The 12,518-nt window shown below is 50.6% G+C and carries 12 protein-coding genes and 1 riboswitch; of the genes, 10 read left to right on the top strand and 2 right to left on the bottom strand.

The window, feature by feature from the left end; translation table 11 throughout:
* Positions 1-5 precede the first annotated feature (5 nt).
* The gene (locus G459_RS0106810) at positions 6-1,238 is read left to right on the top strand and encodes a M48 family metallopeptidase (protein WP_026966967.1); all 1,233 of its coding nucleotides are present in this window, start codon (positions 6-8) and stop codon (positions 1,236-1,238) included.
* 186 nt (positions 1,239-1,424) lie between these two features.
* Here the strand turns inward: G459_RS0106810 and G459_RS0106805 are convergent, their stop codons facing one another.
* Complete coding sequence (locus G459_RS0106805) at positions 1,425-2,849, bottom strand: Gfo/Idh/MocA family protein (RefSeq protein WP_026966966.1); 1,425 nt, start codon at positions 2,847-2,849, stop codon at positions 1,425-1,427.
* A 205-nt stretch (positions 2,850-3,054) separates the two neighbouring features.
* Here G459_RS0106805 and G459_RS0106800 point away from each other — a divergent pair, with 205 nt between their 5' ends.
* From G459_RS0106800 to G459_RS0106775, 5 genes are all read left to right on the top strand, one after another.
* Complete coding sequence (locus G459_RS0106800; protein WP_026966965.1) at positions 3,055-3,957, top strand: phytanoyl-CoA dioxygenase family protein; 903 nt, start codon at positions 3,055-3,057, stop codon at positions 3,955-3,957.
* 229 nt (positions 3,958-4,186) lie between these two features.
* On the top strand, positions 4,187-5,056 hold the full coding sequence (locus G459_RS0106795; protein WP_026966964.1) for a DUF808 domain-containing protein: 870 nt from the start codon (positions 4,187-4,189) through the stop codon (positions 5,054-5,056).
* A 106-nt stretch (positions 5,057-5,162) separates the two neighbouring features.
* Positions 5,163-6,179 (top strand): ThuA domain-containing protein, encoded by a 1,017-nt coding sequence (locus G459_RS0106785; protein WP_035455333.1) that lies wholly within the window; start codon positions 5,163-5,165, stop codon positions 6,177-6,179.
* Positions 6,180-6,538: 359 nt separating this feature from the next.
* Complete coding sequence (locus G459_RS0106780; protein ID WP_026966962.1) at positions 6,539-7,387, top strand: sugar phosphate isomerase/epimerase family protein; 849 nt, start codon at positions 6,539-6,541, stop codon at positions 7,385-7,387.
* A 107-nt stretch (positions 7,388-7,494) separates the two neighbouring features.
* On the top strand, positions 7,495-8,322 hold the full coding sequence (locus tag G459_RS0106775) for a cyclase family protein (protein ID WP_026966961.1): 828 nt from the start codon (positions 7,495-7,497) through the stop codon (positions 8,320-8,322).
* A 36-nt stretch (positions 8,323-8,358) separates the two neighbouring features.
* Here G459_RS0106775 and G459_RS27015 read toward each other — a convergent pair whose 3' ends face one another.
* A complete protein-coding gene (locus tag G459_RS27015) occupies positions 8,359-9,456 on the bottom strand; it encodes a serine hydrolase domain-containing protein (protein WP_051315108.1) in 1,098 nt (365 codons plus the stop codon).
* Positions 9,457-9,640: 184 nt separating this feature from the next.
* A riboswitch (TPP riboswitch) is annotated at positions 9,641-9,734 on the top strand.
* A gap of 45 nt (positions 9,735-9,779) precedes the next feature.
* On the opposite strand from G459_RS27015, the gene G459_RS0106765 reads away from it, so the two are divergent.
* Genes G459_RS0106765 through G459_RS0106750 form a run of 4 tightly spaced genes read left to right on the top strand, consistent with a single transcriptional unit; the run spans position 9,780 to position 12,482 of the window.
* The gene (locus tag G459_RS0106765; RefSeq protein ID WP_026966960.1) at positions 9,780-10,505 is read left to right on the top strand and encodes a class I SAM-dependent methyltransferase; all 726 of its coding nucleotides are present in this window, start codon (positions 9,780-9,782) and stop codon (positions 10,503-10,505) included.
* Positions 10,505-11,569, top strand: coding sequence for an AIR synthase family protein (locus tag G459_RS0106760; protein WP_026966959.1), 1,065 nt, complete (start codon positions 10,505-10,507; stop codon positions 11,567-11,569). The genes G459_RS0106765 and G459_RS0106760 overlap by 1 nt, the downstream gene beginning before the upstream one ends.
* Positions 11,566-12,195, top strand: a complete 630-nt coding sequence (locus G459_RS0106755; RefSeq protein ID WP_026966958.1) for a thiamine phosphate synthase — start codon at positions 11,566-11,568, stop codon at positions 12,193-12,195. The genes G459_RS0106760 and G459_RS0106755 overlap by 4 nt, the downstream gene beginning before the upstream one ends.
* The gene (locus tag G459_RS0106750) at positions 12,192-12,482 is read left to right on the top strand and encodes a Trm112 family protein (protein ID WP_026966957.1); all 291 of its coding nucleotides are present in this window, start codon (positions 12,192-12,194) and stop codon (positions 12,480-12,482) included. Before G459_RS0106755 ends, G459_RS0106750 begins: the two co-directional genes overlap by 4 nt.
* The last annotated feature ends 36 nt before the right edge of the window (positions 12,483-12,518 follow it).

Genomic DNA, 12,518 nt, shown 5'->3' with positions numbered 1-12,518 from the left:
TGCTGATGTCTGTTGAAGCTTTGAAATACCTCTTGATTGGGGTATTGCTGTTTGGCTTTTTGCTCAACCAAATCCTGGATTTTCTCAATGTAAAAAATCCGGCGTCAAAGATCCCGAAAACGCTGGAGGGCTATCTCAGTCAGGAAAAACTGGACCAGGCAAGGTCCTACCAGCGGGAAAATTTCCGTTTCAAGCTGTTGGTCGGCATCGTCTCATTTGTTCTGACTTTTCTCCTGATTTACCAAGGATGGCTGGGTGCTGTAGATAATTGGGTCGCGGGCTTTGGGTTGGGGTCGGTCGCTCAGGCACTGGTGTTTTTTGGAATATTGTTTCTAGCCTCAGACATTCTGGGGCTGCCTGTCGAGTATTACAGCACCTTTGTGATTGAAGAAAAATATGGCTTCAACAAGACTACGCTGGGGACTTTTTTTGCCGACAAGATCAAAGGCTATGTCTTGGGTATTGTGATCGGCGGGGGATTATTACTGCTGTTTCTTTGGCTGATCGATCGGATGGGAGAAGACTTCTGGTGGCAGTTTTGGATCGTCGCCGCTGCACTTATGGTCTTGATCAACTTGCTCTACACGTCCCTGATCCTGCCCTTATTCAACAAACTTACTCCTCTGGAAGATGGGGAGCTGAAGCAAAAGATCCTCGAATACGCCCGCGTCGTGGATTTTTCGCTGGATAACATCTTCGTCATGGATGGCAGCAAGCGTTCTGCCAAGGCAAATGCTTTTTTCTCCGGATTGGGTAAAAGGAAGAAAGTCGTGCTTTACGATACGCTGATTGAGCAGCATTCGGAGGACGAGCTGATCGCTGTTTTGGCGCATGAAGTGGGACATTTTAAGAAAAAGCACATCGTCCTTGGGATGGTGATCTCGGTGATTCAGGTGGGATTGATGTTGTTTTTGCTGGGGCAGTTTGTGTTTTCTGAAAATATCAGCCTTGCCCTTGGCGGAGACTCAATGGCCGTGGAGTTGAATATCATTGGATTTGCGATGCTTTTCTCGCCCATTTCCACCGTGTTGGGGATCGGCATGAACTGGCTGAGTCGTAAGAATGAATTTGAGGCGGACGAGTTTGCGAAGACCACCTTTGCGGGAGTTCCGCTCGCTCATGCCTTGAAGACGTTGTCTGTCAAGTCGCTCAGCAATACCAATCCGCATCCTTGGTATGTCTTTGTGAATTATTCCCATCCGCCGCTGCTGGAAAGGTTGGAGCGGCTGGAGAGTTGATCGATTTCGGGTTTCGGAATAGAGGGGTTTTTCCCGCGGATCTTCACAGAGAAGCCAACAGATCGGCACAGATTTCCCGATGTCCCGCCTCTGAGGAAAATAAAAAAAAGCCGCCCAGATCTGCATCCGGACGGCCTCTTGATACTAAAGTCTAGCGTCTAGCGTCTTGGTTCTATCCTCTTGCCTCTACACGGTATAATACTCCTCCCAGCCTTTTCTCGGCGGCATGCCCACCAGGATCTGATTCAGCATCGGATTGTTGGTGATCTGACGGGTTTCCCTGTCAAATTCTAATTTCTCCCCGGACCATTGTGCCATCACGCCCAGGCTGAACACCTGTGAAAGTGGGCCGGCGATCTCGAAGCGGGATCTGGTTTTCTCCTCGCCTTTGCAGGCATTGAGGAAGTTGGCGAAGTGGTTGGACGGGCTCGCAGGAACTTCAGGAAGCTTGGATTCCCATTCTTTGGCTTTGTCGCCACCGATGATGGATAGCGTGCTACCGTGCGAACCGCCTTTGAAGATTAGGTCTTTGCTGTAGATGATCTTGCCAGGGTTCAGCTTTGCCGGCTGCATTTGGCCATTGCTTGGCGGCGGGATATTTGGATCCAGTTCGGACACACCGTAGCCCTCTGGTACAGATGGGATGTTGTCCAATCCATCTTGCCAGGTGATGACCATCGGAGGCATGGCGCCACGTTCCGGAAACTTGAATTCCAGCGTGGTGGACATCGGGAAAAAGAATGAATTGTGTCCGCTGAGCTTGGTAGGATTGACTTCATAGGGCAAGCCGAGCTCTAGAAATTCATGCGCCGTATCCATGATATGCGCTCCCCAGTCTCCGAGTGCGCCCATGCCGAAGTCGTACCAGCATCTCCACTGGCCGTTGTGGTAGTCCTTGTTGAACTCGTGTGGTCTTGCCTGCGCTGTCCAGACGTCCCAGTCCAAGGTGGAGGGGATGGGCTCGGCGGCGGGATAGCTGGAGATCTTTGGATCCCAGTCATGCCAACGTCGGCGGCTGTTCATGTGCGCAGTCATGGCCGTCACATCCTTGATGACTCCGGCTTCTTTCCAGGTTTTGAATTGAAAATAGTTTCCTTCGGAGTGACCCTGATTTCCCATCTGGGTGGCCAGATTCGGGTATTTTTTGGCGGCGGCCATCATTAGGTCGACCTCTTGGAAGGTTCTGGCCATGGGCTTTTCCACGTAGACGTGTTTGCCTTCGGCGAGTGCGCGCATAGTACAGGGGAAGTGGGAGAAGTCCGGAGTGGCGACGCTGACCGCGTCAAATTCTTTTCCGATCTCGTCAAACATCCTACGGAAATCCTGGAATTTCTTCGCCTGTGGAAACATCTTCATGATGTCCTCGGTCTGCTTGGCTCCCATGTCCACATCACATAGCGCGACGACATTGCAGAGGCCGGTCTTGTGAAGTTCACGGATGATTTCCGCTCCGCGGTTGCCGATGCCGATGCAGGCTAGGTTGACTTTGTCACTGGGAGCTACATAGCCCATGGACTTTCCCAAGACAGCTGGTGAAATCACCGTCAGTCCAGAAAGCCCAAGAGCTGCCGTCGCTCCGGTTTTCAAAAAGTTTCTTCGATTTGTATTCATAGCATGGGTTTTTTGGGTTAAAGTACGGGAAGACCTTTCAAGGGATTCAAACCTTGGAGATTATAACGGACCAATCTACCGACATATCCCTAAACTTGAGAAGCGGGTTTTGGAAAATCCACGCAAACGATGCCGAAACCCAAGGTAAGGATAGCTTCATTTCCGATTTTTACTATCTTTTGCCCGCTCAATAACCCCGAAATCCATGAAAGACTTGGCAGACTTTAACTATCCGCTCACGGACCTTTTCCCCCAACCGAAAACTACCTCCGACTGGGATCAATACCGGCTCAGCAAGGAGCAGGTCGACTTTTTCCATGAAAATGGATACCTGGCGGGTATTAAGCTGTTGGACGAAATCCAGATTGAAGCCTTGAAGAAGGCATTGGACGAAGTCATGGATCCTGCACATCCACTGCATTCGCTTTTCCATGAGTTTCACAGCAACGAGTCAGGAGACCCCAACAAGGTGCTGTTCCACTCGCTGGGGCATTGGCGGATTGCGGAGGCCTTTCACGATGCAATCTGGAATCCTGCCTTCCGCATGGCTGCCAGCCAACTCTTGGGTGACCGGTCGGTTCGGTTTTGGCACGATCAGCTCTTTTGCAAGCCAGCCCATCACGGGGGAAATGTGGCCTGGCATCAGGACTATTCCTATTGGACACGGACGATTGAGATGCAGCATCTGACCTGCTGGTGTGGACTGGATGACGCCACGGAGGAAAACGGCTGCCTGCAATATGTGCCGGGTTCGCATCGGTGGGGATTGTTGGAGAAGCCTGCGCTTGCCGGAGAGATGGACGGGCTGATGGCGATGATGAGCGAGGAGCAAAAGGCGGCTTTCAAACCCGTGGCGATTCCGCTGAAAGCCGGCTATGCCGCATTTCACCATCCGTTGCTGGTCCATGGGAGCTTCGCAAATTACTCTGATAAATCAAGAAAGGCCTTTGTACTGAATGTCTTTGCAAATGGGACGATTTCGGATTCAAATGAACCTCTTCTGGCGGGTGTGCCGGTGATTTCAAAAGGGGAAACGATGGGAGGGAAGTTTTTTCCGTTGATCTTTGATCCGAAGGAGTTGGAAAGTAGTAAAGTTGGAAAGTGCTAAGGTTGAACCCTCTTCAACATTCGGAGTTCGACATTTGATGTTCGATATTTTTCATTTGAAAATTGGGTTTGAATGTTGTAATGCGAAAGTGTCAACTCAATAATTTAGGCTGCAACAAACTTCCTGCTGAGACTGATTACTGAACACTTTTTTATTTACTTGGTACTTTGTACTCGATACTTTGTACTCCTTTCCCGTAATTCGAATATCAAAAATTATAAATTAAAGAATGGCTTCAGGATTATTTGCCCTTTTGGATGATATCGCCACGCTGATGGACGATGTGGCAGTGATGAGTAAAGTGGCGGCAAAGAAGACCGCCGGGATTTTGGGCGATGATCTGGCGGTCAATGCTGAGAAAGCTTCCGGCTTCGTCTCAGACCGCGAGCTTCCGGTCCTTTGGGCGATCACCAAGGGCTCGCTGCTCAATAAGGCAATCATCCTCCCCGTAGCGTTTCTGCTCAGCGCGTTTCTGCCGGTGGCGGTCACGATTATATTGGTTCTTGGCGGCTTGTATCTGGCTTATGAAGGGGCGGAGAAGATCTACGAGTACTTCGCGCCCCATCACCAGCACACTGCGGAGAAGCTGGATGAAGATATCACGGAGGAGCAGGTGTTGGCGCTGGAGAAGCAAAAGATCAAATCAGCCATCACGACCGATTTTATCCTTTCGGTGGAGATTGTCATCATCGCCTTGGGGACGGTGGTGGGCGAGTCCTTGACCAACCAGATTGCCGTGGTGACCATCATTGCGCTGATTGCAACTGTGGGGGTGTATGGCATCGTAGCGATCGTCGTCCGGATGGATGAATTTGGCTACAAGCTCATCGCACTAAACGACCGAAAAGACAGCTTTTCAGATAAAGTCGGCCTTCTCTTGGTCAATGCCCTTCCGCACCTTATTCGGGTGATCGGCTTTATTGGTACCATCGCCTTGTTGCTAGTATCCGGAGGGATCTTCGCTCACAACATTGACTTTTTTCATCATTTGCTGGAATCCTGGCCGGCCATCGTTAAGGAATTTCTGATCGGTCTGGTAGTCGGCGTGGTGGTGCTGCTGTTGGTTTCCGCTATCAAGTGGATTTTCAAAAGAAAATGACCGCACTTGGAAGTTTCTGCTTCAAATTTGTCCGAAAGCCCTATTTTGAGGGCGGGAATCTATTTTCCATTCTCTCGCTGAATCTTTTCAAATAAACCGAATAGCTATGTCCTACCTACCCAAAAGCCTCCTTTTTAGTTTTTTAATGACCTGCTGCTGCCTCTTGGCATGCGCCCAAAATGGAACAACTTTCCTCCAATATGAAGGGAAGGAAGGGCTGGGCAAAGGAAAACACATTGTCCTGGTGGCCGGAGACGATGAGTACCGCTCCGAGGAATCCATGCCCATGCTGGCAAAGATCCTCTCGACTCGATTTGGGTTTAAGACCACGGTGCTTTTCCCAATTCATCCGGAAACCGGCGATATCTTGCCCAGCTATCAGAATAACATCCCCGGCCTAGAGCACTTGGAGTCGGCAGATCTAATGATCATGCTGACGCGCTTCCGGGAGTTGCCAGATGCCCAGACGAAATACATTGAGAATTTCCTGAAAGCAGGGAAGCCAATCATCGGTTTACGGACATCTACCCACGCTTTTGCCTATCAGAAAAACAAACTTTCTCCCTACGCCAAGTGGACTTGGAATGGCAACGAAGCAGGTTGGGAGAAGGGGTTTGGCATGCGGATCTTTGGTGAAACCTGGGTAAACCACCACGGAAATCACGGCAAAGAAGGTTCACGAGCACTAGTAGACGGAGTTCAGCAGATGAACGACCATCCCGTACTTCGGGGTCTTAATGACATCTGGGTGCCAGAGGACGTCTATGGAATCCAAAGCTTGCCTGCCGAAGCCGAGGTGTTGCTCTATGGACAATCTACTGCCGGCATGGATGATAAAGCACCATTGATGTGGGAAAAGTCCGTGATGCCAGTCGCATGGACCAAGCCATATCAGATCGAAGATGGCAAAGCAGGAATGGCCTTCACATCTACCATGGGCTCTTCCTTGGGTTTCCAAAACGAGGATCTGAGAAGAATGATCGTCAATGCTTCTTTTTGGCTTTTGGGAATGGGAGAGAGGATCACTCCGGACTTCAACGTCGAGATCGTGGGGGAATATAATCCGACGATGTTTGGCTTTGATACCTTCCGCAAGGGGATGAAAGTGGCTGATTTTAAGTAAGTAGCAAGTCGCTAGAATCAAGTATCAAGAACTTCGACATTCGAAATTCAGAGTTCCATATTCATTATTAATGATCTTTCGCCGCCCGTTTGTGTCTTCACAAACGGCATGAACGAAACTTCGATATTCGGAGTTCAGCATTCTATATTCATTTCTAAGAAACATCGAACACCGAACGTCGAATCTAGAATAACGAAGATGTGGAAACCTTAGCCGGCGTTTATGTCCGCCGCCGTTAGTGTCTCCACTAACGGCAGATTTTGGAGAGTAAATCATTAAACACCGAACACCGAACACCGAACGGCGAATTTTGAATATTGAAGAATCAAGATTCCGTTAAAATTTGAAACAAAGAATTCATGAACAAAATAGGATTTAACGTGCTGGCCTGGTCAGCGGTAGTATCGGAAGACTTGTTTCCGATCTTGGATCGACTGAAGGCGATAGGTTACGACGGAGCGGAATTTTTTGTCGGGCCTTGGGAAGAGAGAGCCTTCAAGGCAGTGGGCAAGCACTGTGCAGATATCGGACTCGAAGTCACCACGGTGACTGTCCTCAGTCCGGAGGAAAACCCGATTTCGCCAGACAAACACATTCGAGAAAAGTCCAAAGAACGGCTTCGCTGGGTCTTGGACCGCTCGGCGGACCTGGGTTCTCAAGTGCTTTGCGGGCCATTCCATTCGGCTTTTGCGACGTTTGCAGCACGCGAGCCGCTGGAGGAGGAGTACAACTGGTCGGCGGAAGTTCTGCACGAGATGGGCGACTACGCCGAGAAGCTGGGAATTCTCCTGACACCTGAAGCGCTCAACCGCTTTGAATGCTATCTGGCTAATACCATGGAACAGATGGACTACCTCCTGACCAAGGTCAACCATCCCAACGTCCAGGCGATGTTTGATACCCATCACGCGAATATGGAGGAGAAAAAGACCGGTGCAGCCATTGAATTCATTGCTCCCCGGTTGGGACACTTTCATATCTCGGAAAACGACCGTGGCACTCCGGGTTCGGGTCATGTGAACTTTGACGAGGCCTTCGCAGCCTTGAAGAAAGTAAACTACCAGGGCTGGCTGACCATCGAGGGCTTTACCCGCAACGATCCTGCCTTTGCCAACTCCATCGGCGTATGGAGAAACTTCTCCGAGCCTTGGGATATGGCGGAGAACGGATTTAAGCTGATCAAGGGGATGCTTGAAAAGCACAGATAGAAAGAAGCCTCTGGCCGTTTTGTGAGGTAAGTTTTATATTTTCAGGGATAATGCGCTCTGGGATTCGGTGAATTTCGGCGCTATTTCTTCCGAAATCTCTTCCTGCCATGCGATACGTTTCTGCTTGCCTTTCCTTTTTGATCTTGACGGTTGTAGGAGTCTCCTGCCAGCCGCCGGCTCAAACAGCGCCCACCGATCCTCTTGCAACTCTCGCCGAACTCGAATGGATCGACCTGAGCTATTCTTTCGATTCCACTACACTTTACTGGCCAAACAATCTAAAAGGCTTTGAGCTCGTGACTGAGGCGGAGGGAATGACAGAGGCCGGATACTTTTACTCGTCCTATAGCCTGTCCACACCAGAGCATGGCGGAACGCACCTGGATGCGCCGATTCATTTTTCTGCAAAGGGGCAAAAGCTAGACGAACTCAGCCTTTCTCAGCTTACTGGCATTGCTGTGCTGATCGATGTGAGCAAGGAAGCCTTGGCAGATCCGGATTATCGTATCGACGTCGCGGCGCTCTTGGCTTGGGAGGAAAAAAACGGACACATTCCCGAGCAAAGCATGGTGCTGTTCCGAACGGGGTATGGAAGCTTCTACCCGGATCGGGAGAAGTATTTCGGTACCGCTAAGATGGGACTGGAAGCCATTCCTGAACTTCATTTTCCGGGAATTCACCCCGAGGCCGCCCTGTTTTTGGCAGAGAAGATAAAGGTCAAAGCGGTAGGTTTGGACACGCCCAGCTTGGATTATGGACAGTCTAAGGAGTTTGAGTCGCACCAAGTTTTGATGGGACATAATATCCCGGGTTTCGAAAACATTGCGAATCTCGACCAGCTGCCGGAGTCGGGCTTCTACATCGTGGCACTTCCGATGAAGATCAAAGGCGGCAGCGGTGGACCACTGCGGGTGATTGCTGGAGTGAAGAAGTGAGTTTGATGTAGAGTGGTAATACCGGCGAAATACCTCTCAATTTTCAGTTTTGGAGTTTCCCAGTTCCAACAGCACCTTCCCGAAAACCGGCGCAACCGGGCTCCCTCTCCAGCCTCCTGAATAGTTGGTGGCCAGATAGAGATCCAGTGAAGGGATATAGAGCACTTGAGTGCCCCAAAATCCGGAGTGGCAATATGCGTCTAGCCCATTGACTTTCACCTTATACATTCCCATCTGATAGTCCATCTGGGCTTTGGTTTCATAAGTCACGGGTTCCAGCATCAGCTGCAGGGTTTCGGGATGGTCAAAGACTTTCCCTCCAAAAAGAGCTTGAAAGAAATCCACCAATTCCTGGGTTGAAGAAAGGATACCTCCGCCCCCATAATAATCCATGGTCGGACTGAAGCTGTAGGTGTCTCTGCCCTGGAAATACTGGTGGATTCGCAGCTGATCCGTCTGCGGATCGACCCGCTCGAAGTCGGTTCGCTCGAGTCCCAGTTGCTGGAGTCCAAGCATTTCCTTGATCCCGCCGTCTAGCGTTTTGCCGGTGTAGCGTTCGATCAGCTCTCCCAGGATCACATATCCGGTGTCCGAATAGCTGAACTGCTTCCCCGGAGTGCCGATTGGCTCACCTTTTTCCACACACATGCGGAACTGCTCGGTTCGGGTCCACTCATGCGTCGGGGTTTGGAGGACGATTTCAAAGAATTCCGGAGCATGGGTGTGGTCAAAAAAGCCCGCGGAATGTCTCAAGATCTGCCTGATGGTGATTTGCTCTAGGTCATAATCCTTTGAAAGAATCTCAGCATGCTCAGAAGAGATGTGCTTGGAAATTGGGTCGTCCAGGTTTAGGATTCCCTTCTCCATCAGTCGGAGGATACTGGCTGCCACGTAGGTCTTGGTAACGCTGGCAATTCGGAAAGTCTGATCGGGCTCCAATGAGTCCCCAGCTGCAAGGTCATCGAAGCCGGAAGCGCCGGTCCAAGAGAGCTTTTCGTCACCGGATTCTATAGTAAACAGTATCCCGGGCATCTTGTAGCTGAGTTCCGAGGTTAGCGTTTGCTGAAAGTCTTGAGCTGGGCTTTTTCCCCAGATAAAAAGAAAGAGGCAGATAGAAGTTGCGAGGAATTTCATGGGCTGGCTGCGGATTAGTGACTGCTAAAATATGCCTTTAGACGAAATCTTTCTACCTGCTTTCTCCAGTCGTTTTTTTGAGGTACAGAATCTCGCCCGGCATTTTCATAAAAGTGTTCCGAATCAGTGGGCGGTCGTCTGTTTACTGTTGACGAATCCAAATTGAAGCCTATATTTGGATTTAAATAAAACAACGGGGTGCCTGACTGTAAGGCTGAGATCATACCCGAACACCTGATCTGGATAATGCCAGCGTAGGAATTGTCAAAGGCACTCGCCTTTATACCTTTCTGGGATGCATTCAGGTCTAAACTTTAGACCAAATGAGCGAACTGATCAAACAAGAAAAATTCCAAGTAGCTCCTGAGGAGTTGCGCACCTGGCAAGGCAGGAAAGAATGGTTTTTCAACCGGGACGACACCGATCACTACGAGCAATACTACGAGGGCCCATACAAGTTCCAGGAGGTTTGGCAAAAGAAGACGCTCGAAGGCCTCATCACCCAAGACTCCCGCGTCAAAACCCTGCTGGAATTCGGTTGTGGAACCACCCGCTTTACCCGATGGTGGCACGAGATCGGACTCGAAGCGACGGGGGGTGATATTTCTCCTTTCATGTTGGCGCAGGGGGTTCAGCTCTTTGACGGGGACTTGGTGCTGGCCGACTCGCACCACATGCCTTTTAAGGATCATTCCTTCGACGCCTTGGCCTTTGTGACCACCTTCGAATACTACCAAAATCCCGTACAGGTGATCCGGGAAGCCGTCAGAGTAGGTAAGTATGGGATCATCTTTGGGATGATGAACCGCAACACTCCCAAGCTCATCCGGAGGCGAGTACAACAGGCTTTTGGGAAAAACAACTACTACACCACCGCGAATTTCTATACGCCGAGCTCGCTGAAAGCACTGATTGCTGAGGCTTTGCCGGATCGGAATTATTCCATCGAATGGAAGGCGACGGGCCTTCCGAAGTGGTTTCCAACCCAGCAGTGGAATGTTCCCTATGGCGATTTCTTCGGGATGCATGTCAAACTCCTCGACGTCTGATGGCTGCTTTTGAGGATTTTTCAGGTAAGGTGAGCTCCAAGGTTTTCAAGGACGAACTGATGAACCTGTGCGGAGCTGAGCGACTCGAGGTCATTTGCGGACCTGCTTTTGGGGTAGACACTGCGACTATTGATCTCGGAGACGGGCAGGCGCTGGCGGTTTCCAGCGACCCACTTTCGCTGATTCCTTCCTTGGGGATGAAAGTCTCAGCGTGGCTGTCGGTTCATTTGTTGGCCAACGACATGAGTACCACAGGTTTTGCGCCGCAGTTTGCGCAGTTCGTACTCAACCTGCCGCCAAGTGTCTCCCGGGAGCAGTTTGCCGAATACTGGAGGTTCATCCATGAGATTTGTCAGGAACTAGGTATCGCAATCACCGGCGGCCATACCGGCCAGGTTCCCGGTCAGGAGTCGACCATTGCAGGTGGCGGGACGATGTTTTTGAAAGCTCCCAAAGATCAGCTGCTCAGCAGCAATCAAGCCCAGCCGGGAGATTCGGTGATCCTCACCAAGCATGCCGCGATCTCGAGCACGGCTATCTTGGCGATGGCGTTCCCCCAGACGGTGACGGATGCTTTTGGAAAAGAAATTCAGGAAAAAGCGAGCGACAATTTTTGGAAGCTTTCGGTACTTCCTGAGGCACTTATTGCAGCACGGACATTAAAACCCAAGATGGAATTACGTGCGATGCACGACGTCACCGAGGGCGGTGTCCTGGGTGCTGTGACCGAGATGGCTGAGGCATCCGGCCTGGGATTTTTGCTGGACTTGGACAAAATTCCCGTTCCCGACGAGGTGGAGAAAGTTGCAAGACTCTTTGAGATTGATCCTTTAATCTCTGTAGGAGCGGGTTCGATGCTGATCTCGGTCAAGATGGGTTTCGAGGAAAAGTTGATCCAAGCACTAGCCGAAGATGGAATATCGGCGACGGTCATTGGACACTTCACTGCGGAGAGGAGCAAGCTGATTCAGAGAGAAAACGGAGTCGTGGAGGAAGCCGACTTTGATGGAAAAGACCCGTATTGGGAAGCATTTTTTAAAGCCGTAGAGTCAGGAAAGCAATGAAAAAGCCACAAGGATTGTACCTCGTATTGGACCCAGCAAAGAAGGAAGGTTCTTTGCTCGAAAGTCTTCGCCAAGCGCTAAGCGGTGGAGTAGCGCTGGTGCAGATTTGGGATCATTGGCCTACAGATTTCTCGAAGAAAGAGAAACTGGAACTGGCAAAAAAGATCAAAGCGGTGGCCGGAGATTTTGACGTTCCCACTTTGATCAATGAAGATATGGAGCTCGCTCTGGAAGCCGGGCTGGACGGGGTACACTTTGACCGGATTCCAGAGAACTGGAAGGAAATCCAACCCCGACTCCAGGGCAAGCTCACGGGGATCACGGTAGGAAACGACCTGGATCTGGTGCGTTGGGCTCACGAAAACGTCTTGTCCTACATCAGCTTTTGCTCGGTATTTCCGTCCAGTTCGGTCGATACATGCGAGCTGGTCACACCAGAAAGCATCCGCCAAGCGCGGAAATTAACCCCGATTCCGATCTTTCTCTCCGGGGGAATCCGCCCCGAAAATCTTCCCCAGCTCGACTACTCCTATGCCGGCGTCGCAGTGATTTCGGGGATTTTAGGCGCAGCCGACCCCAAACAGGCTGCAAGTGACTATCTATTAAAAATGAAAACCAAACCATGAACCGAAAGCTATTAGACCGTCTTTGCTGTCCATTTGACAAGAGTGACCTGCAGGTGCAGATCTTTCATGAAACCGAAGACCACGAAATCATCGAAGGCCTCCTCAGCTGTCCGAGCTGCGAGCGCTACTTTCCCATCATCTACGGGATACCGATCATGACGCCGGACCAGTATCGGGAAAAATCTCTCGAACTGCCCAGTCTGAAGCGGTGGGGGCTGGAGTTGGATGCGGAGAGTGGATCGTTTAGACTGGAAAAACCCATCAGTCCGAAGGAATTGGAGGGGTAATCCAATGCTGGCTGGGAGAAGGCTTCGACAGAGATT

Source organism: Algoriphagus terrigena DSM 22685 (genome assembly GCF_000429445.1).
Lineage (GTDB): Bacteria > Bacteroidota > Bacteroidia > Cytophagales > Cyclobacteriaceae > Algoriphagus > Algoriphagus terrigena.
The sequence above is the reverse complement of the archived record's forward strand: the minus strand, read 5'-3'. Positions and strand labels throughout refer to the sequence as shown.

Bases quoted from the DNA above. Each gene is read 5' to 3' on its own strand.
- G459_RS0106805 (WP_026966966.1), bottom strand. From the start codon at position 2,849: ATGAATACAAATCGAAGAAACTTTTTGAAAACCGGAGCGACGGCAGCT.
- G459_RS0106780 (WP_026966962.1), top strand. From the start codon at position 6,539: ATGAACAAAATAGGATTTAACGTGCTGGCCTGGTCAGCGGTAGTATCG.
- G459_RS0106800 (WP_026966965.1), top strand. From the start codon at position 3,055: ATGAAAGACTTGGCAGACTTTAACTATCCGCTCACGGACCTTTTCCCC.
- G459_RS0106810 (WP_026966967.1), top strand. From the start codon at position 6: ATGTCTGTTGAAGCTTTGAAATACCTCTTGATTGGGGTATTGCTGTTT.
- G459_RS0106760 (WP_026966959.1), top strand. From the start codon at position 10,505: ATGGCTGCTTTTGAGGATTTTTCAGGTAAGGTGAGCTCCAAGGTTTTC.
- G459_RS0106795 (WP_026966964.1), top strand. From the start codon at position 4,187: ATGGCTTCAGGATTATTTGCCCTTTTGGATGATATCGCCACGCTGATG.
- G459_RS0106765 (WP_026966960.1), top strand. From the start codon at position 9,780: ATGAGCGAACTGATCAAACAAGAAAAATTCCAAGTAGCTCCTGAGGAG.
- G459_RS0106750 (WP_026966957.1), top strand. From the start codon at position 12,192: ATGAACCGAAAGCTATTAGACCGTCTTTGCTGTCCATTTGACAAGAGT.
- G459_RS0106785 (WP_035455333.1), top strand. From the start codon at position 5,163: ATGTCCTACCTACCCAAAAGCCTCCTTTTTAGTTTTTTAATGACCTGC.
- G459_RS0106755 (WP_026966958.1), top strand. From the start codon at position 11,566: ATGAAAAAGCCACAAGGATTGTACCTCGTATTGGACCCAGCAAAGAAG.
- G459_RS27015 (WP_051315108.1), bottom strand. From the start codon at position 9,456: ATGAAATTCCTCGCAACTTCTATCTGCCTCTTTCTTTTTATCTGGGGA.
- G459_RS0106775 (WP_026966961.1), top strand. From the start codon at position 7,495: ATGCGATACGTTTCTGCTTGCCTTTCCTTTTTGATCTTGACGGTTGTA.